The following is a 26,048-nucleotide window of genomic DNA, read 5'->3' as shown; positions in this document are numbered from 1 at the left end:
TGAGAAATTAAAAAATGGAAAACAAACGCGTTATCTTAGCTGTTGCCTTATCCTTTGTCGTACTTCTCGGCTGGCAATTCCTTTTTCCTCCCCAGCCGCAACAACCAGCGCCGATCCAGCAGCAATCCGTTACACAGAATCAGAACTCGAATACAGCTTCTAACGGACCTGTATCAAATCAGTTTCCAGATCCTATAACCACCACTGCGATAGTTTCTGCTAAAGGAACTAGACTTAAAGTGGAAACACCTCTCTACTCTGCTGTGATTAATTCACAGGGTGGACTCTTAGAGAATTTCCAGCTCAAACGTTACAAAGAAACAATTGATCCGAACTCTCCTGATGTGGATATGGTCGGTGAAAACGCTCTTAACAAAGCTCCTATGGGTCTTATCCTTAATGGGATTGCTACTTGGGTTAATGGCGTATGGGCTTATGAAGGTAATGATTTGTCTCTTGATGGGGACAAAATCGGAACTCTTATTTTCCGCGGAGATGTAGAAGGGTTCAGAATTGAACGCCGTCTTACATTTCACGCTGATAGCTACTTGATAGATGAAGACGTTCGCGTCCTCAATGTATCAAACCCTAGCGGGCAGGGCAGATTGGCTTTCACTACTGCGACTAAGAGTCTCAGTTCTGAAGATGACCAGTATAACCCAACTCGTATCGCGTGGTTCGGTCCTGAAGGTCTTGATACAGAAGATAGCCGTGATGACTTGAAAGAAACCGGTGTTTCTGTAACTGGAGCCTTGAACTGGGGTGCTATTGATTCCAACTTCTTCATTCTTGCTCTTCTGCCTGAGTTCAAAGAAGTTACTATCAAGGGTAAAGTTCAGGATGATATTTTCAGACTTGCAGCAGAAAAGACTGTTTCTCTTGATAAAGGAATAGAACGTAAGCTTGCCTGCTCTTACTACTTTGGGCCAATGGATCCTGTTGCAATGGCCAAAGCGCCTGGCGACCTTGGTTCAGCAATTGATTTCGGTTGGTTTGATATTATTGCAAAACCGCTGACAATAGCGCTAGAATGGTTTAACCAGTATGTGCATAACTATGGTATATCCATAATCTTGCTAACGATTGCGATTAAACTCTTATTCTGGCCTTTATCGCAGAAAAGTTACAAATCCATGGAACAGATGAAGCGTTTACAGCCAATGGTTGCTAAGCTTCGTGAAAAATATGGCGATGATAAAGAGCGACTCAATAAAGAGTCCATGCAGCTCTATAAGACGTATAACGTCAACCCGGCAGGTGGGTGTTTACCCATGGTGCTGCAGATTCCTGTTTTCTTCGGTTTGTATAAGGCTTTATTAGGAACGGTTGCCCTGAGGCATGCCGACTTTATTACTTATCTACCTTTTACTGATATCATTTGGCTTGCCGACCTTTCGGCTAAAGACCCGCTTTACATCACTCCGATCGTGATGGGTGCTACCATGTTCCTTCAGCAGAAAATGACACCGTCAGCCGGTGATCCTACTCAGCAGAAAATCATGATGCTTTTGCCTCTAGTGTTCACATTTATGTTCCTCAACTTCCCCGCAGGGTTGGTTGTATATTGGTTAGTGAACAACGTACTTTCGATTGCCCAGCAGTGGATTATCACTCGTAAAGTTAAGAATTAGGGCGTACGTATCTTGGGGTTATGGAGTGAAGAATACTACTAGGAGAAAGAATGAGCGAATTCAAAGAATTCCAGGGTAAAAATCTGGACGAGGCTATTAATAATGCCTGTGATCACTTTAATTTAAATCGCGATAAGCTTGAAATTGAAATACTCAGCGGTGGTTCAACCGGGGTGTTTGGATTAGTTGGTAAGAAGAATGCGAAAGTAAAGGCTCGCCCCAGAGGTGGGGAGGGAAGGCCATTACTTAACAATAGATCTGAAAGACCAGTTGAAAGACCTGTAGAGCGTCCAGTCGAAAGACCGGTTGAAAGGTCCGTTGAAAGACCAGTAGAACGTCCAGTCGAAACAAGGTCTGAGCCAGCTCCGGAAAGAGTTTCTCGCGAAACTCCCGCAGTTAAAGAAGAATCAGCAATAGCTCCGCGACCAGAAGCCGTGTCTCCTGCTGTCAAAGAAGATGCTACTGTTGCTGTTAGAGAAGAAGCTGCAGCACCAGCTGTAAGTTCTCCTTCTGCTGATAGAGAAGAAGGACAAGTGGATTCCGCTCCTGCTGAAGGGTTCAGAGAACGCCGCAGCATAATGGAAGCTGATCCTAAAGATATTGAAGCCGCTGTCCGTGAAGCTCTAGAAAAAATGATAGAGCCAATTGTTCAGCAAGCTCCGAATCTTAAAATAGAAGTGGGCGAAGACAGAGTCAACGTTCTCGTTGATGATGAAGAGAATTCAGGCCTTATTATTGGTCGTGAAGGACAGACTCTTTCCTCTTTGCAGTATCTCTGCAACAGGATGGTTTCCAAAAAACTTCAGACTTCTGTCCGTGTACAGATTGATACAGGTGACTATCGCGAACGTCAGGACGAAAAACTTCGTCAGCTCGCATGGCATCTTGCAGATAAAGCAATGCATACTGGAAGGGTGCAGAGCACAAAACCTCTCAGTTCTTATCACCGCAGAGTCGTTCATATGGCTTTGCAGGAAGATAAACACGTTAATACCCGCAGCAAGGGCGATGGCCCTATGAAGCGCGTATTGATTTTACCTCGTCGCAGCCGCAATGCTGGCGGACGTGGTTCAGAGCGTCCAGAAAGACCAGAAGGTTATAAGCCTCAGTCTTCCGAGCGTTATGATAGTCGCAGTTCTGAGCGCGGAGCACCTCGTGGACCTGAACGTACTGGAGCACCTCGTCCAGAACGTGATAACACACGCGGGCCTGAGCGCGGAGCACCACGCGGACCTGGCGGAGCACCTCGCGGTCGCACTGACAGCTATGGAAGCCGTGGACGTACAGAAGGTTATGCTCCTCGCGGTCGTACTGAGAACAGTGCACCTCCTCGTGGCCGCACTGAAAACAGTGCACCTCCTCGCGGTCGTACTGAAAACAGCGCGCCTCCTCGCGGCCGTACTGAAAACAGCGCGCCACCTCGTGGCCGCACTGAAAATAGTGCACCTCCTCGTGGCCGTAATGAAAACTTCGGTAACCGTGATCCTCGCGAGAATGTCGGAAACCGTGCACCACGTGACGAAAACTTTGGTAATCGTGCACCACGTGATGAGAACTTTGGCAATCGCGCACCGGGCCAAAACAACGACCGCAATGGTAACAGTGATAAAAACGGTAACACTGGTAACGTCGGAAGCTACGGCGATGATCGTTACAACCGCTATTAGACCTTAGTTTACACGCGGTGAATACAGACCTTTTAATTAACCCCGTGGACCATGTCTGCGGGGTTAATTTTTTAATCTGTTAATGGAGAAATTTTATGTCACTCAGTTCTTCCGGAACAATTGCTGCGATTGCCACGCCACCTGGTGATGGCGGAGTTGGGATCATCCGTGTCTGCGGTGATGAGGCTTTATCCATAGCGGACTCCATGTTTAAGTCTGCGAAGGATTCCTTCTCAGGATTCAAGCCATATACCATGCATTACGGTACTTTGCTTGATGCTGATTCCGTTGAACTGGATGATGTACTGGCAGTTTTTATGCCCGGTCCGGGTTCTTATACCGGGGAAGATACTGTTGAATTTAATTGTCATGGCGGCAGGGCAATTCTGGCAGCGGTTCTTGGAGAAATATTATCCCGCGGGGCTACTCTTGCCCGCCCTGGAGAATTTACTCTCAGGGCTTTTCTTAATGGTAAAATGGACTTGACTCAGGCGGAAGCTGTTGCGGAAATGATTCACGCTCCTTCAAAAGGTGCTGCGCAGCTGGCAAGAGTTAAGTTGTCCGGCGTACTTGGTAAGCGTATAGAAGAACTTCGTCTCAGGCTTGAAGTGCTTCGCGCACATTTATGTGTGGCGGTTGATTTTCCTGAAGATGAACTGGAATGTCTACCTCTCGATGAAATGAAAACTGAAGTCACTGACGCTGTAAAAAATATTTCTGAAATTTTATCTGGAGTAGAAAGAACGCGCGCCTGGAGAGAGGGCGGTCTGGCCGTTTTATCCGGTAAAGTTAATGCGGGTAAGTCTAGTCTTCTGAATGCTCTTTTAGGTCGTAATCGTGCAATTGTTACTGATATCCCCGGAACCACAAGAGATTTCATTGAAGAAACATTGAACCTAGACGGCTTGCAGGTACGGGTTGTAGATACTGCCGGACTTCGCGAAACAAGCGATAAGGTTGAACAGGCCGGTCTTGATATGGGCCGCGAACTTGCTCAGCAGGCGGATCTCGTACTTTTAATTATTGACGGGTCAAATGATTTTGACCTTGCCGAAATTGATCCCGAATTTTCTGCCGAAAGCGGCAAATGCATTGCGGTTATAAACAAAACTGATCTTCCGCAATCCACCCCGTCCCCTTCATATATTATGGCAACGGCTGGTTATGAGGTCATTGAAATTTCCGCGAAAAAGGGACAAGGTATCGACGAACTTGCTTCATCCATTCGTGAGCATATTTTAGCAGGGGCCGGTGAACCTGATCCTGATGAGCTTGTACCTAACTCTCGTCAGGCCGCGACTCTTAAAAAGGCTCTTTCTGAACTGGATGGTCTCATTCAAGATATTGATCTGACCATTCCATATGATTTGCTAGGTGTTAGACTTGAGACAGCGTGCTCAGCTCTATCAGAAATAACAGGTGAGATTACTCCTCAAGAAATTCTTGATTCAATCTTCAGTAAATTCTGTGTTGGAAAATAAAATGACAAAAGAAACAAAAAATAAAATTGTTGATATGAGAGCTGTTACTTGCGGGCTTGTTCCCGGTATTGTCGCCCAGCTTGATGCTACTTCAGCCCGAGTAGTTGATTTTCATATCAGAACGGGTATTCGCGAAGAAATTATGAGCGGGTTTGGTTCCGGTGGAGCATGGAATATCGAAATTATTACCGACCTAGGATTTGATATCTTAAGATTTTACCGTAGAAAACCAAGCAGCTTAGAAAGTCTTAATATAGTAAATTATTAATTAAAAATAAGTTCATGTAGCAGCTATTCCTTTCGTTCTTAGCTGTTTAGTTATTCGAGTGAGCTTATTCTTTTATAGATACTGCTAAGGTGTGTGGACACTCCGTTTGAATATCTTTGTGTTTCATAAGCTGAACTAGATCTTGCGCTGTATCAATATCTGCGTGTTCTTGTAGGATAAACCCTTCAAGTCCAACTGATTTGATCTTTGTGATTGTTTCAGTGAAAACTTTCGGGGTGCTCCATTCCATGTTTGTGAATGGAACTTTAGTTAGAGCTTCTTTCTGAAATCCAATCAAAAAATATCCACCGTCTTTTGCGGGGCCAACGCAGGCAGGATGTTCCCGTAAACTATCCATTCCACGATTAATTTCCTGCGCTGTAAGGTCGGGCAAGTCACTTCCTATAAGTACGCAACTGTCGTACCCAAGCTTAAAAGCATCCTCGAAAGCATTAAACATACGCTCGCCAAGATCCTTTCCATGCTGGGGAATCATTTTGCGATTTCCAAGCCACCTTTCATAAATATCTACAGAGTGATTTGGATCGAAAAAGATGTAAGTTTCAATCTCATGACGATCGATTCTAGCTAATAAATCTAATACGAAAGCAGAATAATAACGAGCTGCCAGTTCATATCCTATATCGTCGCCAAGGCGTGATTTTACGCAGCCTGCTATTGGAAATTTTACAAAGAAAAGCAATGCCTGTTTCACCGTCGATCACCATGATTTTTATACATTTTCTTTAAATTAATTGGACTTACTCCAAATGTATGAAGTATGCGGAGTAACCAGTTTCGCAAAAAACCACAAATCATTCCTGTTTGCTTAAATCGTCTTGCAGAAGTTGTTACAGTCTCCTGAAGCAAAATAATTTTTAGTTTTCTTTTCTTTATATCCTGAAACAACTCGACATCTTCCATTATAGGGATAAGAGGAAAGCCTCCAATGGTAATGAATGTATCCTTATCAATGAATGGAGCTTGATCTCCATAAGGCACTCGTTCCAAAGCTGTCCGTATGTTTGCCATGTACGCAATCAGTTTACTTAAAAATGATTTGTCATCGAAGCTGAGTTTGAAGGCCCCAGCGACTACTTCGGGCGGAGTTAAAGCTTCACGAATTAGACTAGCTGAGTTTGGCGGAAAAGTTGTATCCGCATGAAGAAATACTAGTATGTCGCCCGTGGCAATCATTGCTCCTGTATTCATTTGTATGGCGCGGCCTGCCGAGCTTGAGACGCATATAATGCTTTTATCATTGATGCTGGCAATTGTAGAACTGTCTGGTGATCCGTCTACAACGATGATTTCGTGATCGCTACCGAGATTTGCTTTGATACTATTAATGCAAGTATTTATTAGCAATTGTTCATTGAACACGGGAATGATAATTGATAGTGTTGCTTTGGTAGACATTCGCTTTGTTTATACTGTTTGTCTTCTAGAATAAAGGGGGAGTGTTTATGAGTCAGGAATTAAAACTTCGGAAAGGTTTTAGCGATGATGAGGATGTTGTCGCTGAAGTTTTGAGCGAAGGTGATGTTATCCATCTTGCACTAAAAGATGCAGACGGATTATACAGCGTGCCGGTTAACTATGGTTATAACAATGGCGCGATATACATACATTCTTCCAAGGTTGGGCGTAAAATTTTAGCGCTGGCTTCGGGAGAGGAAATAGGTTTCAGCGTGATTGCTACATATGCTGTTGTGCCCGACGACAAGCCGTGCAAGTGGGGCTGTTCATTCCGTTCCGTAGTTGGGACTGGAGTTCCTAGAGTCCTTGAAGATCTAGAAAAGGTCGGTGCCTTAAACATCGTGATGGAGCATTTTAACAGTAAGCAATGTGATATCGATCCTGTTTCCGCTAAGGCCGTAGAAGTGATCGAAATTATGATCACAAGCGCTACCGCCCGCATTGTCGGAAGGGATTGATCAAGCGCCTCTCTCCGTAGCGGTAAGATTACGTGGTTATCCTCTGTCCGTTATTTAAGTCGGTACTTAGCCAACCCATGCGAGTTGTCCTTCTTCCTCTTCTAAGAGCTCCTGACAGGATACGCATAGATGTGTAGTCGGGTGAGCTTTGATTCTTGGGATACCTATTGTTTTTTCGCATTCGCTACATACGCCAAAGTTATAATGATCGACGCGGCCTAGAGTTTCCTCTGTTTCATGGATGAGGCTTCTTTCGCGCATATGAAGAGCAAGGTTGATTTTTTGCTCACTAATGCGAGAAGCATATTCATTGTCATCAGCACAGGTTTCAACAACTGTATCTCGGCTTTCAGTACGTTGGATAAGTTCTGCAAGTTTTTGTTTGAGGTGATTTTTAATGAGAGTTCTTTGAGTCGTATTCATGATTCACTCCATGCGATGTTTACAATCATTTATTGTTTTTTGGACTGTAGGGATTATAGACATGGCCTATTTTTAAAGAATCTCAGTGTGGTGACAGTCTGTTTACAATTTTGCGACTCCACTTTAATGAATTAACTACTATTAAATGAGAAGAATAATGAAATCAGAGTCAGATCAGTATGCAAAGTATTGGGAAGAGAAAGGATCGTTAAAAAACTTTTCGACACCTGTTCAGATGGATGAATTAAAGAAGCATGTCTCAGCCGGAGCGAAGCTTCTTGATGTTGGATGTGGGTACGGGCGCGTAATGACCGAGCTTCTTGATGCTGGCTTTACGGACGTGAAAGGAGTTGAGCCTTCTGCGGCTTTGAGGCGCAGAGTCGCTGATGAAGGCAGGCCTTTAGATGTTCTTCCAATGAATCTTGGAATAATCCCTTTTGAGGATTCATCGATTGATGCTGCTCTTTTGGTTGCTGTGCTTACATGTATTCCCGAAGATAAAGATCAGAATTCAGTGATGAGCGAAATATACAGAGTTCTTAAACCAGGCGGCATCATTTATATTAATGATTTTTTGCTGAACACAGATGATCGTAATGTCGAAAGGTATGATCATTTTCAGAAGAAGCATGGGACGTATGGTGTTTTTGAATTAGAAGGGGGAGGGATTTTGCGTCATTTTTCTGATGAACGTACTAAAGAATTGCTAAGCATATTTACAGCTGTTGAGTTCAAGAAGGTTGTATATACGACCATGAACGGGAATCGCGCCAATGGATTTTACTACATAGGAAAGAAATAGCCCCCATATGGTTTCTTATATGAGGGCTGAATCGTGTTTGTTAATCTATCCGGCTGGTGCGGCCGAATAGCTCGGTCATTTCTCCCAGACGCTCCCTAAGGAGTCTTGTCAGCTGACCGGGCATAAGTTTCCAGCCCCAGTTGCCATCTGCTTCTCCGGGGACATTCATACGGGCTTCCCCGCCTAAATTAAGTATATCCTGTGCTTGAATGATGCACAGGCATCCTACACTAGACATCAAAATTCTGATCAATTCCCACGATACCTTTGATTCATCCATCCAGTTGTGGCCGAGATATGCCAGCATATTTTTGCGGCTGACATCATCTGCGTCAATATTAAACCAGCCACGATTCGTATTGTTGTCGTGAGTTCCTGTGTAGACGACAGAATTACGTCTGTGGTTGTGTAGAGCGTCACCGCAAACTCCAATGTCGTTGCCAAATGAAAATTGCAAAATGCTCATACCCGGCAGTTGAAACCGGTCTCTAAGGTGAGCAACATCAGGCGTTATGTGTCCAAGGTCTTCGGCAATAATTCGCAGGCATCCCTTTTCGCAGGAAAGTTTTTCAAATAATTTGTGTCCCGGAGCTGGGACCCAGTAACCGTCTATTGCTGATTCTGCATCAGCTGGGACTTCCCAGTATGCGGAAAATCCTCTGAAATGATCGAGCCTTGCCCAGTGATATAGACCAAGATTATGTTTAAGCCTGCTAATCCACCATCCGAATTCGTCTTGCTCAAGCACGTCCCAGTTAAAGACGGGGTTTCCCCAAAGCTGTCCTGTCTTGCTGAAATAGTCTGGCGGAACGCCTGCCACTACGAGTGACTTTCCGTTTTCATCAAGTTTGAAAATGTCGCGGTTTGCCCAGACATCAGAACTGTCGTGCGTTACATAGATCGGTATATCACCTATTAGTTCAACCCCGATTTCAGTTAAATGATCTCGCAGCTGCCCCCACTGACGGAAGAAAATCCACTGACAAAATTTAACAAATAAGATTTCGCGCGCGAGAAATTCTCCCCAATATTTCATTCCGTCTTCCGCTCGATCACGGATCTCTTCAGGCCACTTGGTCCAGTTGTCGCCGTTGAAATGCTGTTTGAGTGCTGTGAAAAGGGCAAAATCATTAACCCAGTGTATATTGTCCCATATGAATTTAGAAAAGACTGGGTCATTTAATAAGTCATTTGCTACGCGGGAGAATGCTGTTCGCAAAAGAGTTTCTTTCGCTTGTGCAGCTGCATCGAAGTCCGCTTTATTTGAGTCCGGAAGTATGAATTTTTCTATTTCATGCGATTTTAAAAGACCATAGTCAACCATTAGCTCAGGGCTGATAAGCAAAGGGGTCGCTGCGAACGCAGAAAATCCGGAGTAAGGTGAATTACAAAGTTCGCTCGAAGTCGGAGTGATAGGCAAAACCTGCCAGAATCTTTGTCCTGCTTCAGCTAAAAAATCAGCAAATTCATATGCCGCAGGCCCAAGATCTCCAACTCCGAATCTGGAGGGCAGTGACGTAAAATGTAAAAGTATTCCGCTGGACCGTTTCATAGAGAGCTCCTTTTGATGCTTATCTGTCCAAGCATCAGTAACTATACCTTAACCATATCTCAGAACATGGGGGTATATGTCCAGCTACTTAGTCCGCGGAGCTAGTGGAAAACCGTATCCTGATCAAAGAGACAGCGGACTATGAATATATAATGCGAAGGATAGCGGAGATAATTCAACAGCACTATTTTTAGGCATTATCTTTTGCAATGGCGGGCCGTAGCCTCCATACGCTCTTGATGCGCTGTCCAGTTCCATTGTCCATGGACCATCAGGTAAGTAGCTTGCAATATGATCCCCAGTTGCGACTCTGTTGAAATTGTAAACAATTGCCACGTACTTTTGGTCGCATGCGGAAGGGTTACGAATTATGAGAATTAAACCTGGCTTAATTTCCTGTACCTGACATCTGCTGTGACAAGGCTCGTTTAATGTCGGGTTGTCACGCCTCAGTTGTAATAGTTTTTTGTAGAAATTAAACATCAGCTGACCTTGGTCGGAACTTAGTTTGTTCCAATTAAGACGGCTTTTCGTAAAAGTGGACTCTCTTTCTGGCGGAGCAGAATTGTTGATTGATTCTGGGAACTGGAATTTGCTGCTATCTGAAAAATAATGAAAAGGAGCCGTTTCTCCATATTCTTCGCCCATGAAAAGCATCGGCGTGTAGGGGGAAAGTATCGTCATTCCGGCGCAAAGTTTGGCGCCTTCATGTCCATTTTCCATAATTTCTCTGTGCACGCCATTAGATGTAGTGGTTTGAGTATGGCTTTGCGAATATACTATATATTTAGATCCAGGCAGTTCGTGTTTATTTCCGCCATGGACTCTTTTATGGAATTTGGAAATTTGTCCTCTGAAAGCGAAGCCATGTTGCATGGTAGCTAACAACTTTTCAGGTGAAGTATAGTCACAGAATACCCCTGCGGAATCACCGGTTAAGCGGCAATGCATAGCGTGGTGGAAGTCATCATTCCATAGAGCGTCGACTCCGAAGCCTCCTTTAGACGTAGGCATTACCGGACGCGGCGAATTGTGTTTATTATCTACAAGCAGGACACATGTTCTATCGTTATCTTGCTCAAATTTTCTAATTTCCGATGATAGTTCTTCGAGAAAATGTACGGGACGTTGATCATTAATCAAGTGGCTATTTGTGATGCGGATTCCATCTGCATGGTAGTCATTAAGCCAAGACAGGGCGCAGTTAATGTAGAACTTTCTAACTTCGTCGCTGTATTTCTCGTCAAAATTAAGAGCCTTCCCCCAATCTGTGTTGTGCGAATCGCTGAAGAAAGGTTTATAAGCTTCAATTATATCATCAACAAAGCAGTGTTGGCAAAATGCCACATCTATAATGATGGCTATTGATCGTTTGTGGCAATCTTTAATTAAAGCCTTGAGATCGTCTGGCGTACCATAGTTGCTATGAACCGCGTATGGGAAAACAGTATCGTCCCCCCATCCTCTGGTTCCCGATAATTGGGAGACTGGCATAAGCTCTAAAGTGTTGATGCCAAGCTCTGCAAGGTGATCAAGTTTAGACGTAAGCCCTGCAAAAGTTCCTTCATCACTGAATGTCCCAACGTGTGCTTCGTATATAACCATATCTCTAACAGGAAGGCCGGAAAAATTGTCGCCTTCCCAGTCAAAATTATGATGATTAACAATTGCAGAGGAAGAATTAAGGCCACCCGGTTGCCATGCTGAAGCTGGATCAGGAATATTTTTTGAACCATCAAGTGTGTATGAATAATATAAATCTGGAGCAAGGTTAGCGAGCTTAATCTCGTGAAAACCGTTTTCCTGGCGATCAAGGATAAAATTGCTGTTCGGGTCATTATTAAGCGTTATTACAGCGTTTTTTATGAGTGGAGCAAATAGTCTGAACGTGCAATTTCCGTTTTTATCAACATGTGCGCCAAATTGTTCTTTTTTCATACTTGCTCTCACAGAAATTTATTTGTTTTCGAAATTAGTTCGGGTTAAAATAAAGACAGATTTGTTTCGGATCGTCTTTTGCATGTTAATGAGTACTCGCATCTCGTAACACCATCAGGAGGCAGCCCATGAACAACTTCATTAAGTCTAACACCGCTGAGGAACGGGTACAGATCGCTCAGGTTATGGCTGGCGACGAATCTGTACTCCACGAACTGGACTTCCAGGATGTAGCCATTTCTACAATCGCAGTTTCTACCTTGAGAAAGGCAGCATCAGCAGTGATGGAAAGATTTCTACCGGGAAGCCGTCCAGATAAACTTACAGATTCGCAGGCAGTAGCCTTTTTTATAGACCGCGTTTTCTGGGATCAAGATTCAAAAGGGCTGATTCTTTGCGCTGATGTTGCCACACGCAGTTTCTGTATTCCTATTCCTAGCGATCATTGGCATATGAAAACTGATCTAGGGACTATTCAATAGTTATTTTTGTACCAATTAGCAAGTAAAAATAGAATAAACGGGACTGTGTGTCCCGTTTATTTTGTGCGCCAGTATAGGCTTATCTATTTTAGTTGACCTAAAAGGTTGTCAGACTTATTTATTATTTCCGTAATCATGGGTAATGTTTGCGCTTTAACTGTTTGTCGTGAGGCAACTAAAAAATCGTAATTGGATAAATCGGTGGAAGGTGTTGGTTTTTTCTGAGAGGATAAAAGCAGACTCGGAGTAAAGCTTCGTTACTCGGTGCTGTGGAAGCAGAAAAATTCTTTTTCAGCGGCTTTCTGCGCTTCGATTCTGATTTCGTTAAGGTGGTCAAAGTTTCTAATCACAGTGTCAATTATTTCACTATCTAGAGCTGAGTCAGCGAGGTCCATGAGTACATCCTGAGCTTGTTCAAAAGACATTCCCTTGCGATATGGTCTGTCTTCAGTGATAGCTGTAAAAATGTCAGCGATAGCCATAATCTGGCATCCCTCTGAAAGTTGTTTTCCAGATATTTGTAAGGGATAACCTTTTCCGTCAATTCTTTCATGGTGGTTGCAAGCCCAGTTTGAAACTTTTTCAAGAGCTGGAATGTCTGCTAGAATTCGCTCGCAATGTCCAGGGTGTTCTTTCATCACTTTCCATTCAGAGTCGTCAAGAGGTCCCGGTTTTTCGATAATGTGATCTGGTACTGCAAGTTTTCCTAAATCATGCAGGTTTCCAGCAATCATCATGAGATCTTGATCTAGCTCGGAAAAGTTCATTAGTTTTGCCAGAGCTGCTGCTGTGGACGCTACCCCGCGAGAGTGGGTTGCGGTAAAGCGGCTTCTAAAGTCAATTATCTGAGAAAAAAGCTTAGTATATTGTAGCAATTCTTTGTGTAGAAGAATTTCATTTTCAAGCTTTTCAGGCGCGAGTGTATACAAATAATCAATAGGGTTTTCTGTTTGTTTTATGAATTCAGGCTCAGTTGTAAGCTCATTGAATGCATTTACATATTCGGGATTAAAAAGTTTTCCAGAATGTTTTTTTATGGCACTCAGAATGTTCTCTATTTGGGGCGCCAACGGCTGGTCCCGTTTAATTAAAACATCAACCCGGTCGGCTAAGTTCAGGATATTACTTTCAGCTGGAATTCTTTGAGTAGATTCAGAAATCTCAGTAAAAGATGTGTGATGATAAAGTATGTAATTAGCCACCATCTTAAGCTTGGGGTATGGCTGCACAAGCTTATAGCCTGCGAGTGAGTGAACAATTCCATCAGCTTCAAACTGGAGCGCATCTAATCTGCTCTTGAGCGATAGAGCTCCTGCATCGTGAATTAAACCCGCCACAAGCAAGTCTCTCTGGATTTCCGCAGAGAAGTTCAATTTGTGAGCTATGCGCGCAGATAAATATCCAACTCGCATATGATGGTTTGTCACAGCTGTTGATATCATATCCATTCCGATGGATAGTGATTTAATTAGCTGTATAAGAGTGACGTTTATTTCACTGGACAAAAAGTCTCCAAGTTATTCTCAATTTGATATTTAAGGTAAGCTGTTAAAAAACTAGAGATAATTTATCAGGAACGCAAGTTTTTTTTCGGAAAATAATATATTTTATAAGGTTTTGTTTTTTAGATGAGCTTTTTTAAAGCCTGAACAAAGTTATTGATATCTTCTTCAGTAGTAGACCATGAGGTCATCCAGCGGACTTCACCTGTTGCTTCATCCCATACGTAAAAGGGGAATTGCGCTTGTAATGGTTCAATGAATTCTTGGGGTATGATGGCAAAAACAGCGTTTGCCTGAACCGGGCGGGTGATTGTTACGTCCTTTATTTTCCGTACTTTTTGTTCGAGGATAGAAGCTAGGTCATTCGCTTTGGTAGCGTTTTTAATCCATAACCCGTTACTGAGTAGGGCTTTGAATTGTGCACCCATATAACGCATTTTAGAAATAAGCTGCATACCTTGTTTCCGGATAAAGTCGAAGTTTTTGCCTAGTTCAGAGTTTATGAAAACAGCTGCTTCTGCGCACATGCAACCGTTTTTGGTTCCGCCAAAGGATAAGACATCAACACCGCAATCGGTTGTCATTTCTTTAAAACTTACACCTAGGGCTACTGCCGCGTTGGCAAGTCTTGCTCCGTCCATGTGAACCCACAAGCCTTTACTATGCGCGTAGTCGCAGATCTCTTTGATTTCTTCCACAGTATAGAGAGTACCCAGTTCGGTGTTTTGGGTTATGGAAATGACCGAAGGCTGACTTTGGTGGACATCTTTTCTACCTGACAGAAGAGGTTTTATTGAGCTAAGGCTGAGTTTGCCGTCAACTGTGTCTGCGTGCACGAGCTTGACTCCTGCAATGGCTTCGGTAGAACCACATTCATCAACTGTAATATGCGCGGTATCGGTGCATATTACACTGGACCAGCTATTTGTGATGTGTTTCAAGATAAGCGTGTTGGTGGCGGTTCCTGTTGCCATGAAAAATACTTTTACATCTTTTCCGAAATGTTCTTTGAATAGCTCTACAGCCTCTTCCGAAACAGGATCATCACCGTATGAAGTCATGTGATCATTGTTGGCGTTGACGATTGCTTCCATTATAACAGGGTGAACTCCTGCATAGTTATCACTGGCGAATGAGCGCATTATATAGATCTCCAAAAAAAAGGTGTATAAGTAGTAGGAACAGTTGCTAAGTAATTATTAGTATAATCGTGTCAAGCGTGCTTAGCAGAAAAGTGGTAAGAAGAGTTTCGCGCTTCCTGTATTTCAGTAATTAAATTGAATACTTTATAGATATATGCGATGATAATTTTTAACTTTTTGTTTAATAGTAAGTACTTCGTAAATAGTCTGCTGGAGGTAATTCCCCATAATGAGTTCTGAAAAGGCTATTAGTTTTTCAGGTGTCAGCTTCGGCTATGGCCCTCACACAGTCATTGACGACGTTAGTTTTGATATACTGAAAGGAGACTATCTTGCGGTGCTTGGGCCTAATGGCGGAGGTAAAACTACGTTGCTCAAGCTTCTTCTGGGGTTGCTTATACCTCAACAAGGTTCGGTGGAAATTCTAGGTCTTCCACCCGGCAAGCATGGTGGGCAGATCGGTTATATGCCTCAGTATACTTCTGTATCAGAGAGCTTCCCGATTACTGTGCGTGACGCCGTCCTTATGGGTAAAGTCTCGCCCGGATTAAGTGGCGTTTTCGGTATAAAGTTCGGGCATAATTCTTCAGCTGCAGTGGAAAAAGCGCTTACGCGTGTGGGTATGCTTAAATATATTGATAGGAGGGTCTCGGACCTTTCCGGCGGTCAAAAGCAGCGAGTCTTTATTGCTCGGGCCATAGTTGATGAACCGGAAATACTTCTACTTGATGAGCCTACAGCAAGCATTGATCAGGCCGGAAAAAGCAGTTTATATTGCCTGCTTCAAGAGTTAAATCAAGAGATGACAGTTGTCATGGTCAGTCATGATATTTCCGTTCTAGGTCAAGGCGTTAAGTCCGTTGCCTGCGTGAATAGGAAGGTTCATCTTCATGATCGGCCTGTAATCACTCGCGAGTTTCTTGATGAAGCATATGGGGAGAATGAGCGCGGATCATGTCCTATTGAGCTTATTACGCATGGAGAACTGCCGCACAGAGTTCTTGAGCATCATCCGGGTGAGGATGTAGTTGAAGGAGACTGGAATGATTGAGTCACTTAGTTACGAATTCATGCAGAATGCCCTTATTGCTGGATTGCTGGCATCTATCATCTGTGGAGTTATCGGCGCACTTGTTGTTGTTAACAGGGTAGTGCTTCTGGCGGGTGGTATTGCTCACGCTTCCTATGGCGGAGTTGGGCTGGCATTTTTTTTAGGTCTCCCTATGCTTCCTGTCACTGCGGCTTTTGCCTTGTGTGCTGCTCTTCTCATGGCTCTTGTCACCATGCATGCAAAGGAGCGAGCTGATACATTTATAGGAGTCATGTGGGCAGGGGGGATGGCCCTCGGTATTATTCTTCTCGATATTACCCCCGGCTACAATGTAGACCTCATGAGCTACCTTTTCGGAGGTATTCTTGCCACTCCCAATTCTGATTTGGTGCTGATGTCCATCTTGGCAGCGGTTGTGCTTTTAGTAGTTTTCGTTTGCTACAAGGGGCTTTGGGCCATGTCATTTGATGAGGAGTTTGCCCGGGCTAGAGGTGTTCCTGTTACTTTTCTTTATTTTGTAATGTTGGCTTTGATTGCGCTTAGTGTGGTGATGGTTATTCGTGTGGTTGGTCTTATTCTAGTCATCGCCCTGTTAACCATTCCTCCACAAATCGCGGAGAGCAGAACCTCATCACTCCATGCAATGATGTTTCTTTCCATCATATTCAGTATGATTTTTTGCGTGTCAGGTTTGCTTCTGTCGTATGAGCTGGATATATCATCCGGAGCGACTATTATAGCTGTCAGCGTGGCGGGATTTGCGGTTTCCCTTTTGGTAAATAAGCTTAAAGGGCGACCTTCTTAATAGAATTAATTCCTGAAAAAAATATTCTTACAAATAAAAGCCGCGTTCCCAGTTAAATGGAAACGCGGCTTTTAATTTATTTCTTATGTCTGGTGAACCTGCTGAATATAGGCTCATTTGCGACGCGTAGGAAGTTTTGAGCATGTACGGATTTGCCGTCCATTACTCTGTAGGCAGCTAGTTTAAATACATCCTGAACGACCATCCAAATTAAATTGTATAGCCAGACCCACAATATATGCATCCACGGAATAGCTGGAACCAGCCAGCCCATGCCGCAGATTACTGCCGCAAAAATCTGGGTGCCTGTAATTGCCCAGAATAGCTTGGGAGCAGGATGTGGAGATCTCCAGAAAGCTTTTTTTGTGCGGGTGACAAATAGCATCAAATGACCGCCTGCGACCAATTGCAGGAAGAGCATTGTCTGAAGTTGTTCCACCGGATAATGCAGGATATCACGTCCGATCCAAAGCATCCCGAATGTTTCGATTACAGCAAGGAAGCCGAGTAGACTGGAAATACTGAGCACGCGGCCCATTTGCCAGCGAACAGGCTTCGGATCAAGCCATGTGTTATCGTAGGCGATGGTCATAATTGGAATGTCATCAAGAAGTGCAAGCATAATGATCATGACAGCTGTGAGCGGATAGAAGTCAAAGACGAGCATAGCAAGAACTACAAAAGCCATAATATCAATGGTCATAGCTATGCGGTAAATTGTGTAACTCATCATGCGCTCAAATATCCGGCGGGCTTCTTCCACTGCTTTAATTATGACCGACAAGCCCGGCTCTGTGAGAATCAGGTCTGCGGCCGCGCGGGCTGCATCCGTTGCCCCGGAGACAGCAATACCAGCATCCGCTTGTTTAAGGGCAGGTGCATCGTTAACTCCGTCACCTGTCATGGCTACGATATGCCCGCGTTCCTGCAAGGCTTTTACTATTGCGTATTTATGTTCTGGGAAAACTCGCGCAAAGCCGTCGGCATTTTCAATCATGTCAACTTGACTGTCCGTTAGATGTGAGGGGTCTGCATCTTCGCCAATTAAGTCTGATACTGGGAACATATTTGTTCCCATACCTAATTGGCCGGCGGTTTCGCGTCCGATGGCTGTGTCATCTCCAGTAACCATTTTTACTTGTATACCGTGCTCTCCAGCCTGAATAATTGTGATCTTTGAATCGTCGCGAGGTGGGTCAAACAGAGATAATATTCCAAGGAATTCCCATTGTTTCCCATCATAACTTTTCGCGACTCCAAGGGCCCGGAATCCTTTGGATGCAAAATTATTTATTGAAGAGTTAGCTTTCTCGCGTTCAGCACCGGTTACATTTGCGAGATCTAGGACAACTTGCGGTGCTCCTTTGGTTACTATGAATTTTTCGTCACCCTTGGTGATGGTTCCTTCTGTTCTTTTACGGATTGGGTCAAATGGTGAGAATGATGTTTGTTCATACCCGCTGAGTTCTGATTTATCTGTAATACCTTTTAGTACGGCGAGGTCAATTGCGTCGCCATTATCCGTTTTTGAGGCCAGTCCTGCCATTAGGATAAGGTTATTTTTGTCAGGGGCTCCGAAAACAATCGGTTCACCTAGATCCAGTTGGTTCTTGGTCAGGGTTCCAGTTTTGTCTGAACATAAAATATCGATGCCAGCCATTTCTTCAATGGCTTGAAGTTTGGATACGATAGCTTTTTTCTTGGAAAGAGAAAGGGCGCCAAGAGCCATGGTTACTGATAGAACTGCGGGCATTGCAACAGGAATGGATGCTACCACTAAAATCAGAACAAATTGGATGAGTTTGATCAGCGGTTCGCCTCGTAAAAGTTCGGTGACCACAAGGATCATTGCAAGTCCGATGGCGATGAAAATCAGGAAATCCCCAACTTTCATTACAGCTTTTTGAAAGTGAGATGCTGTGCCTGCGCTCTCCACCAGTTTTGCGGTGCGCCCGAAAAATGTATTTTCTCCGGTTGCTGTTACGACTGCTTCCATTTCTCCTTGTTTAGCAACTGAACCTGAAAAAGCCTCATTTCCTGCTTTTTTATTGACCGGCAGAGATTCCCCCGTAAGAGCAGACTGGTCAACGCTCAGATATTCGCCTTCGGTTAAGACAACGTCTGCGGGTATAACATCACCTAGACGAATACGAACAAGGTCACCCGGTACAAGGTTCGTAGCGTCTACTTCATTCCATTTGCCATCGCGCAGGACTCTTGCTTTTAAGGCCATTTGATTTTTAAGGGCATCAAGGGCGTTGGACGCTTTCGCTTCTTCCCAGAAACCTATACCTGCATTGAAAATAAGTAGAACAAGGATGATGGAAAAATCCACCCAGTCCTGTACTATAAGCGAGAGCAGGGCAGCCGCTTCAATCATCCAAGGTATTGGCCCCCAGAAATAACTGAGTAGTTTTTTAAGTGGACTGACAGTCTCAGTCTTTAAAGCATTCTGCCCGTATTTATCGAGGCGAAGACGGATTTCCGGTGAAGTTAGTCCTTCAGGTCCACATTTTAAGTCTGCAAAAATCTTATGAATATCTTGCACTGTTTCGTGTCTACCCATGCTTTTCCCCGCTATTTTTAATCTATGCAAATTGATAGTTATAGGATCTATAGCACGGAGCGAAGGCTGATACAATCTTAGATAAAAAAAACCCGACCTTCGAGTGAAGATCGGGTTTATAATATTTTGTTTTGTTGGAGCAGGTTATTGCTAGTCGTGCGCTCTAAGCGTCTCAATCAGGTGCTTGAGGTCAGATGCAAGTCTGGCGAGCTCACCAATGGCCTGATTCGCCTGCAGCATGCCTTCGGCTGTTTCCGAGGAAACAATTTTGATGTCGTCCACTGCCCGATTGATATCTTCACTGGTATTTGACTGCTCTTCAGATGCGGTTGCTATTGACCGAACCTGATCGGAAGTGGAAAGGACCAGAGTGAGTATTTCAGCTAGTGACGTTTTAGAAGCGTTTGCAAATTCAGTAGCCTTGTTTACCGCGACAACAGCACTTTCAACGGATTCTATATTCTTGGTAGTACCACCCTGAATGTTGCTGATTGCCTGTCCGACTTCCTTTGTCGCATCCATGGTCTTCTCCGCCAACTTGCGCACCTCATCTGCAACAACCGCGAACCCACGTCCTGCTTCTCCGGCCCTGGCGGCTTCAATTGCGGCGTTAAGGGCAAGTAGGTTTGTTTGGTCTGCGATGTCGGTGATGACATTCATGACTGTTCCAATAGCCTTGGCTTGGCTACCGAGTTCGTCCATATTTGATTTAAGAGTCTCAGAGTGAGAGTTTACAGCTAAAATTGATTCAACTGAATTATCTACAATAGCTGATCCCGCTTCTGCGTTTTGTCTTGTTTGGTCTGCACTTTCTGCCGCTTCCGCTGCATTTCGCGCAACCTCAAGAACCGTTGCATTCATCTCTTCCATAGCAACAGCCGTTTCTGAGATGCGTTCCTGTTGGATATCGGTTCCCCGAGAAACTTCTTCAACTTGAGCTGAAAGCTCTTCAGATGCAGATGAAAGATCATTAACTAACCCTTCGAGCATATCTGCGGCTTCAAGCATTCCTTCGGCCTTGGCTTTTTCTGCTTCGGCCTTAGCTTCGTGTGCCTCGGCTGTTGCATTTTGGGCCTTTGTCGTTTCCTCTCGGCTTTTTTCACTCAGTATGTTTGCTTCACTAATCTTTTCTTTAAGGCTCACAATCATTTGTTCAAGAGAGTCTTTCAGAACGGACATTTCTCCTGAAAATTTGCCGGTAAGAGATAAGTTCAAGTCTCCTGATGCAATCTTACTTGAAAAGTCCACAAGGCTGTTTAGAGGCTTATTAAGCCCTTTACGTATAGTGTAAATACAGATCAGAGTCGCAAGAATGATGAACAGAGCTGTTGACATAGCTGAATTAAGTTCGATGCTGTGGATAGTCGCATCGAATTCATTTTTCTGCTTAGCAACTGTGGTTTCAATATTGTCGACATAGACCCCCATGCCGATAATCCATCCCCATGGCTTGAAGAGCTTAACATAAGACAGTTTGGGAGAATCTTTCTCTGCGCCGGGTTTGCTCCACCAGTATGAGACAAATCCTGAACCATCGTTTTTTTGGACAGTTTCAACCATTTCCACAAATAAATTTTTGCCCTTAGTGTCCTTAACTTGAGAGATGTCTTTGCCATTCAAAGCTGGCTTGATGGGGTGCATAATCATGTTCGGACCGGAATCGTTGATCCAGAAATATTTTTCTGTTCCGAGTCTCATCTTGGCAATTTGAGCAAGAGCTTCTTTTTGCATTTGAGCTGTAACATCTTCAACCCAAGATCCTGTTCCGATAATCCAACCTAGTTCTGGTAGTATTTTCACATATGATATCTTTAATTTAGGTTCAGTCTCTCCCGGCCGAGGCCACAAATAAGATACAGTTCCTGCACCTTGGCTTGTTGTGACCTCTGTCATTTCTCGGAATAAGTATGTTCCTTGGGAGTCTTGGAGGTTTGTTAAATCTTTTCCAACAAGTGATGTTTTGGGATGTGTAATTATTTTGTTGGTTGTGTCATGAATCCACAAATAATTATTATCACCGTACTTTGCTCCATCGACTATTGCTTTAATTCTTTCTTGAACAACCTCGTCAGGCAGAATTCCATTGAATTTTTTGTATGTTATTTCTGCCTGTGAGGCGACAGTGTCGATGATTTGTTTGAGAGAGTCTAATTCTTGTTTTTTCAATCCTTCAATGTCTTGCGACCTGTCATAGTATGATTGAATGACACTGTATGCTAAACCTACAGAGTCCTGAAGTTTGCTTTTTTCTTCGTCTTCAATTTCTTTGCGGTACTCACCGGAGCGTTTATCAATGAAATTGTTAAGATTGTAATTGAAAAAAGATGAAACAAATACCCCTTCAATTAATAAAGCTGCAACAATTAGGATTGTAATCCTGACTGCTACAGATTGAAATGGTGATATCTTTTTCAAGGAGGCCTCCGGTTATTTTTGCAACTTTATTATGTGGTGATAGCTTGTGTTCTTTTAGATTATAAAATTAGTAAATTTATATTATTATATTGTATTTAAATATTAAAGTCACGATTAATTCTTTTTTTGGGGTTTGTAGCATTGATATTAAATTTTTTAACGATTACTGCGCATAAAAAAAGGCAGACTCCGTTTGAGAGTCTGCCTTTGGTTGTTTCTACATATTTAAATTAAGACTGCATGTTTCTGATCAAAGTCTTAATTTGGGAAGCAAGATTTGCAACTTCCTCAATAGCTTCTGCTGATTGCTCTGTTGCCTGCGCAGATTCTGCTGAGATCTGGTTTATCTCTTCAGTGGCTCTGTTGATCTCTTCGCTGGTGGCAGACTGCTGTTCTGCTGCTGTTGCGATACCATGTATCTGATCAGCTGAAGTTTCTACCATTTGCACAATCTCATCCAGTGCTTTCCCCGATTTGGCAACGAGGTCAGTAGACTCAACAATGGCCTCAACAGCTTTATCCGTTGCTGTGATGTTTGTCCTTGTGCTGTTTTGTATAGAAGCAATTGCTTCCCCTACTTGCTTGGTTGCATCCATTGTCTTTTCTGCCAGCTTGCGGACTTCGTCAGCAACAACAGCAAATCCACGCCCGGCTTCACCAGCTCTGGCGGCTTCAATCGCGGCGTTAAGGGCCAGCAGGTTAGTTTGGTCTGCAATGTCGGTGATGACATTCATAACCGCTCCGATGGATACAGTTTGCCCGCCAAGCTGTTCCATGCTCACTCGTAACTCTTCAGAGTTAGTTTCAAGAGATTTGATGGAGACAACAACTTGTTCGACTAAGTTTTGTCCTTCGAGAGCTTTGTCTTTGGTTTCCTTCGCATTTTCAGAAGCTTCGCTGGCATTACGAGCCACTTCGAGAACTGTTGAGTTCATCTCCTCCATTGCTGTAGCCGTTTCACTGGCTCTTTCCTGCTGTGTTTCAGCTCCTCTACGGGACTCTTCAACTTGTGCAGCTAGTTCGTCAGCAGCGGAAGATAATTGGTCTGAGATATCGTCTGCTTCGCTGGCAGTCTGCGAAACCTTATCACTCTGAGCTTGAATGGCCTGCTCATTTTCTTTGATAGTTGTTACATCGTTCATAATCAAAAATGCACCGATGAGGTCTTGATCAAGATCGTGGAGAGGAGCTGTGTCCATTACAACGTAGAAAGTATTACCTTTCGGGGTTGTTACTGATATTTCAATGTCAGAGAGACTCTGATCCTTACTGATACAATTTTCGATTGATGAAGTTATCTCGGGGTTTTTCATGATATTGCTAACAGGCTTACCAATATATCTTTCACATGATCCGGAGAAACCGAACTGATCAAGCATGCGTTGATTAATGAAAGTGATCCTTTCGTCTAAATCAACAACGACACAAGGTAGAGTCAGCCCATTCAGGAGTCCGCCTGAAAATCCAAGCTTATTTTTTAACTCAAAGACCATTGCTTTAACTGAGGTAATGGTCTGTCCGATAACATCATCAACATCATACTCTAGGTCTGAATCATAATCGCCTTCGGATACTTTTGCTGTGAATATTGAAAGATTTTTCAATGGTTTTGTGGTGAACCTGATAAGAAGCATCAAGACAAAAATTGATATTGCCAAAGCTACAACAGCAATAATCATGTTCGTCATGAATATCTTTTTATCAACACCATGGCTCATTTCAGATTCATTCATAGTGAAGGCGAATGACCATTTCCACGGAGCAAATTGGGCAATGTATGCTACCTTGTCTTTACCTTTGAAATTATATTCAACTAACCCGTGGGTAGTGTTCTTAAACGTGTCCCAAAGTGAAAGGTCTTTGAGTGACTTACCTTTAATTGTTGGGTGAAGGAGCACATCACCTTTTTGGTTAAAGATAGTTGCATAGCCTTTTCCTCCTACATTTGCTGCGTTTACAGACTTTTCGAATGCAGGAGTTAAAATTTTTCGCCCAACAAAGATGACACTTACAATGTTACCTTTTAAGTCAGTTAGCGGCTTGTATGCTGTGATGTACCATGCATTAACAACGTAAGCTGTGCCGTAGTAGGTTTTGCCAGACATGACAGACTTATACACACCACTGCTAGAGGGAATGTATGTTCCCGTCGCGCGTTTTCCGTTCGTTTTTAGTACATTGGTGGAAACCCTGAGTAGCTTGCCGGGTAATACCTGGAACACTGTAGCCGTTCCGCCGATGGCTTTTTGCAGATCATCAACTAAATCAAAAGAATTATTGATGCCTATGCCTCCAAATTCAAGCTTTGGAATAGTGACATTTTCACTTTGCTTAGTAATCTGGTTTGTGATGCTCACTTGGACGGGGGTATTTTTGTTTAGCTTAGGAAATCCCATCGAAAAAATTCGCTTATCTAAGATGTCGATGTCAGATTTAACTTTATCCAGAACAATTTCATTTTGCATTTCCATTAGGGACAGGACGCTTTCAGCAATAGACTCCATTGAAGTTTCACCTAGATTCTTCAATTCGCTTTTAACTTCTAATAGATTAACCGTAGTCATTGAGATGATAGTTACCATAACAATAGCTACGGACCCTAACATCAATTTTGCTTGAAATGACAACTTCTTAAACATGTACTGCTCCTGAGCAAAAGTTTATGAACTTTAATCCGTTCTGAAAATTTCAAATCTTGTCTAATATTCGGTAATTAATTACTAAAAAAACTTCATGCTTAGAATACTTAATACAGGGAATTCCATTTTCAAAGAGAGTAAACGTTATATTTCGGGCCTAGAGAATTTTGCTAGTATCGTGACTGTTGAACTTTCTTCTTCTCCTTTTATCCGCGAAATCCTCGGAGCTGACTTTGCATAATATACAACAATGTTGTCACCGGGAGAGAGTGACTCCCACTTGTTTATGCTTACGCTTGCAACCTGCTCCCTCGCCTGGCCCAGTGGGTCTGTAAATCGGTATAATATCAGTTGTGTTCCAGGTAAGTACCTTGATGACAGTTCCTTACTTATTTTTCGGTCAAATTTCTCAATTACTGTGCCCACAACTTTATTTTCTCCGAAAGCTCTGATTCTTTCTATCCTGATTTCTTGGTAAGGAATAAAAAAAAGAGAACAAAATACAGCAATCGCTATTGAATATATTATTTTATTCTTTAAAGAATAGGGTTGCGATGTATAATAGAGCTTCATCTTAAGTTAATACCATTCGTAAGTGGGGTTCGCAAGGGTATAGATGATATTTGAATTATGAATAAGTAAGCTAGAATTTAGAACGATAGTCTGATTGTAATGTGCTATTTTGACATCGCCATTTTTATACCTAGGGCTATGAATACGACTCCGGAAATTGCTTCCAGTCTTTTTTGAAATTTATCTCCAGTTATAAAATGGCGCATTTTCCCAAGAGCAATGGCAATAAACCCGAGCCACAACACACCCATAGTGATGTGAATCATTAGCAGGATAAAAGACTTTTCAATGATGTTCTCTGTCGGAGATATAAATTGAGGAAGCAAAGCTAGGTAGAATACCGCAACTTTAGGGTTAAGAACATTGGTCAAAAAACCTTCTTTAACTGATGCTGTGAGTTTTCGTTTCGCTTTAAGGGGTTCAGCCTGATATATTGTGGACTTGGCTCTACTTCTTTTCAGGGATTGTATGCCTAGATATATTATGTAAAGTGCACCAGCCAGTTTAACTAATTCAAAGGCTGCAGCTGAGTTCATGAGGATCATAGAAAGGCCCAGAGCAGAGGCCATTGCATGTACTAATAGCCCTAGATTAACTCCTGCTACTGAGCCGAGTCCATCTGAAGTTGAGCGAGTGAGTGTATTGTTGATTACAAGCATTGTGTCTACCCCTGGTGTGATAGTCAGAATCGCAACAATGGGAATAAATGCCAGAGTAAGTCCATCCACTTGGTGCTCCTTACATGAATCCGAATTTTTTCATTTCTTCAAGGATTTTCCCAGGGGTAATCGGCTTGGTCATATAAGAAATGGCCCCACCTTGGAAAAATGCTCTTGATGCTTTTGTACTATCATCAAGGGCTGTGGTCATAATGACTTTTACTTTTTGACTTTCAGTCAGCTGTAAATTGCTCTCGTAAGCTCTTATTTCTTCTAAAGTTTGAAGTCCATCAATGCCCGGCAACATGATATCCATAAAGATGAGCTCGTAAGGGGTATCGGAACTTTCAGCAGTTTTGTACATTTGAAGCCCGTCTTCGCCTGTGGAAGCGGAGTCGATGGCAACGCGACTTACCCCACCTATATTTGTGAGCGTTTCATGCAGAAAAACCATGCACGCATCGTTATCTTCGACTACTAGGATTCTCATATATGGCGCTCTTTTGAGTTTGCTA

General features: G+C 43.2%; 22 protein-coding genes. 9 read left to right on the top strand and 13 right to left on the bottom strand.

The window, feature by feature from the left end:
* Positions 1-14: 14 nt before the first annotated feature.
* The 4 genes from yidC to BR06_RS0102825 all read left to right on the top strand — a co-directional run bounded on the left by yidC (position 15) and on the right by BR06_RS0102825 (position 5,047).
* Positions 15-1,631 carry a membrane protein insertase YidC gene (yidC, locus tag BR06_RS0102840; RefSeq protein WP_031479922.1) on the top strand — a complete coding sequence of 539 codons (1,617 nt, stop codon included), beginning with the start codon at positions 15-17 and terminating at the stop codon, positions 1,629-1,631.
* A 50-nt stretch (positions 1,632-1,681) separates the two neighbouring features.
* The gene (gene jag, locus BR06_RS0102835; protein WP_031479920.1) at positions 1,682-3,298 is read left to right on the top strand and encodes an RNA-binding cell elongation regulator Jag/EloR; all 1,617 of its coding nucleotides are present in this window, start codon (positions 1,682-1,684) and stop codon (positions 3,296-3,298) included.
* A gap of 95 nt (positions 3,299-3,393) precedes the next feature.
* Entirely contained in the window at positions 3,394-4,779 is a 1,386-nt protein-coding gene (gene mnmE, locus BR06_RS0102830) for a tRNA uridine-5-carboxymethylaminomethyl(34) synthesis GTPase MnmE (protein ID WP_031479918.1), read from the top strand.
* A gap of 1 nt (position 4,780) precedes the next feature.
* The gene (locus BR06_RS0102825; RefSeq protein WP_031479916.1) at positions 4,781-5,047 is read left to right on the top strand and encodes a hypothetical protein; all 267 of its coding nucleotides are present in this window, start codon (positions 4,781-4,783) and stop codon (positions 5,045-5,047) included.
* A 64-nt stretch (positions 5,048-5,111) separates the two neighbouring features.
* Here the strand turns inward: BR06_RS0102825 and BR06_RS19125 are convergent, their stop codons facing one another.
* Complete coding sequence (locus BR06_RS19125) at positions 5,112-5,762, bottom strand: TIGR04282 family arsenosugar biosynthesis glycosyltransferase (RefSeq protein ID WP_051676872.1); 651 nt, start codon at positions 5,760-5,762, stop codon at positions 5,112-5,114.
* A complete protein-coding gene (locus BR06_RS0102815) occupies positions 5,759-6,466 on the bottom strand; it encodes a TIGR04283 family arsenosugar biosynthesis glycosyltransferase (protein ID WP_031479912.1) in 708 nt (235 codons plus the stop codon). The genes BR06_RS19125 and BR06_RS0102815 overlap by 4 nt, the downstream gene beginning before the upstream one ends.
* 47 nt (positions 6,467-6,513) lie before the next feature.
* On the opposite strand from BR06_RS0102815, the gene BR06_RS19120 reads away from it, so the two are divergent.
* Entirely contained in the window at positions 6,514-6,984 is a 471-nt protein-coding gene (locus BR06_RS19120; protein ID WP_051676871.1) for a pyridoxamine 5'-phosphate oxidase family protein, read from the top strand.
* 66 nt (positions 6,985-7,050) lie between these two features.
* Here the strand turns inward: BR06_RS19120 and BR06_RS0102805 are convergent, their stop codons facing one another.
* Entirely contained in the window at positions 7,051-7,407 is a 357-nt protein-coding gene (locus BR06_RS0102805; RefSeq protein ID WP_031479908.1) for a TraR/DksA family transcriptional regulator, read from the bottom strand.
* A 157-nt stretch (positions 7,408-7,564) separates the two neighbouring features.
* Here BR06_RS0102805 and BR06_RS0102800 point away from each other — a divergent pair, with 157 nt between their 5' ends.
* Positions 7,565-8,209 carry a class I SAM-dependent methyltransferase gene (locus tag BR06_RS0102800; protein ID WP_031479906.1) on the top strand — a complete coding sequence of 215 codons (645 nt, stop codon included), beginning with the start codon at positions 7,565-7,567 and terminating at the stop codon, positions 8,207-8,209.
* Positions 8,210-8,249: 40 nt separating this feature from the next.
* On the opposite strand, the gene malQ is transcribed toward BR06_RS0102800, so the two are convergent.
* Together malQ and BR06_RS0102790 are read right to left on the bottom strand one after the other, a co-directional pair.
* On the bottom strand, positions 8,250-9,806 hold the full coding sequence (gene malQ / locus BR06_RS0102795) for a 4-alpha-glucanotransferase (RefSeq protein WP_268870781.1): 1,557 nt from the start codon (positions 9,804-9,806) through the stop codon (positions 8,250-8,252).
* 78 nt (positions 9,807-9,884) lie between these two features.
* Entirely contained in the window at positions 9,885-11,699 is a 1,815-nt protein-coding gene (locus BR06_RS0102790) for an alpha-amylase family glycosyl hydrolase (RefSeq protein WP_031479902.1), read from the bottom strand.
* A gap of 128 nt (positions 11,700-11,827) precedes the next feature.
* Here BR06_RS0102790 and BR06_RS0102785 point away from each other — a divergent pair, with 128 nt between their 5' ends.
* Positions 11,828-12,181, top strand: a complete 354-nt coding sequence (locus BR06_RS0102785; RefSeq protein WP_031479900.1) for a hypothetical protein — start codon at positions 11,828-11,830, stop codon at positions 12,179-12,181.
* 257 nt (positions 12,182-12,438) lie between these two features.
* On the opposite strand, the gene BR06_RS0102780 is transcribed toward BR06_RS0102785, so the two are convergent.
* The gene (locus tag BR06_RS0102780) at positions 12,439-13,686 is read right to left on the bottom strand and encodes an HD domain-containing phosphohydrolase (RefSeq protein ID WP_031479898.1); all 1,248 of its coding nucleotides are present in this window, start codon (positions 13,684-13,686) and stop codon (positions 12,439-12,441) included.
* 119 nt (positions 13,687-13,805) lie between these two features.
* Positions 13,806-14,825: a threonine aldolase family protein gene (locus BR06_RS0102775; protein WP_031479896.1), complete on the bottom strand. Its 1,020-nt coding sequence runs from the start codon at positions 14,823-14,825 to the stop codon at positions 13,806-13,808.
* A 229-nt stretch (positions 14,826-15,054) separates the two neighbouring features.
* Between BR06_RS0102775 and BR06_RS0102770 the strand changes: the two genes are divergently transcribed.
* Together BR06_RS0102770 and BR06_RS0102765 are read left to right on the top strand one after the other, a co-directional pair.
* Positions 15,055-15,876, top strand: a complete 822-nt coding sequence (locus BR06_RS0102770; RefSeq protein ID WP_031479894.1) for a metal ABC transporter ATP-binding protein — start codon at positions 15,055-15,057, stop codon at positions 15,874-15,876.
* On the top strand, positions 15,869-16,681 hold the full coding sequence (locus BR06_RS0102765; RefSeq protein ID WP_031479892.1) for a metal ABC transporter permease: 813 nt from the start codon (positions 15,869-15,871) through the stop codon (positions 16,679-16,681). The genes BR06_RS0102770 and BR06_RS0102765 overlap by 8 nt, the downstream gene beginning before the upstream one ends.
* Positions 16,682-16,757: 76 nt before the next feature.
* Here the strand turns inward: BR06_RS0102765 and BR06_RS0102760 are convergent, their stop codons facing one another.
* From BR06_RS0102760 to BR06_RS0102735, 6 genes are all read right to left on the bottom strand, one after another.
* Positions 16,758-19,247 (bottom strand): plasma-membrane proton-efflux P-type ATPase, encoded by a 2,490-nt coding sequence (locus BR06_RS0102760; RefSeq protein ID WP_051676870.1) that lies wholly within the window; start codon positions 19,245-19,247, stop codon positions 16,758-16,760.
* Positions 19,248-19,397: 150 nt separating this feature from the next.
* On the bottom strand, positions 19,398-21,662 hold the full coding sequence (locus BR06_RS0102755; RefSeq protein WP_051676869.1) for a methyl-accepting chemotaxis protein: 2,265 nt from the start codon (positions 21,660-21,662) through the stop codon (positions 19,398-19,400).
* Positions 21,663-21,892: 230 nt separating this feature from the next.
* The gene (locus BR06_RS0102750) at positions 21,893-24,301 is read right to left on the bottom strand and encodes a methyl-accepting chemotaxis protein (RefSeq protein ID WP_031479886.1); all 2,409 of its coding nucleotides are present in this window, start codon (positions 24,299-24,301) and stop codon (positions 21,893-21,895) included.
* Positions 24,302-24,445: 144 nt separating this feature from the next.
* Positions 24,446-24,727 (bottom strand): hypothetical protein, encoded by a 282-nt coding sequence (locus BR06_RS0102745; RefSeq protein WP_235727643.1) that lies wholly within the window; start codon positions 24,725-24,727, stop codon positions 24,446-24,448.
* Positions 24,728-24,978: 251 nt separating this feature from the next.
* Positions 24,979-25,602: a LysE family translocator gene (locus tag BR06_RS0102740; protein WP_031479882.1), complete on the bottom strand. Its 624-nt coding sequence runs from the start codon at positions 25,600-25,602 to the stop codon at positions 24,979-24,981.
* A 10-nt stretch (positions 25,603-25,612) separates the two neighbouring features.
* Positions 25,613-26,023, bottom strand: coding sequence for a response regulator (locus tag BR06_RS0102735; RefSeq protein WP_031479880.1), 411 nt, complete (start codon positions 26,021-26,023; stop codon positions 25,613-25,615).
* Positions 26,024-26,048 lie beyond the last annotated feature (25 nt).

Origin of the sequence: Maridesulfovibrio frigidus DSM 17176, assembly GCF_000711735.1 — a bacterium.
GTDB lineage: Bacteria > Desulfobacterota > Desulfovibrionia > Desulfovibrionales > Desulfovibrionaceae > Maridesulfovibrio > Maridesulfovibrio frigidus.
The sequence above is the reverse complement of the archived record's forward strand: the minus strand, read 5'-3'. Positions and strand labels throughout refer to the sequence as shown.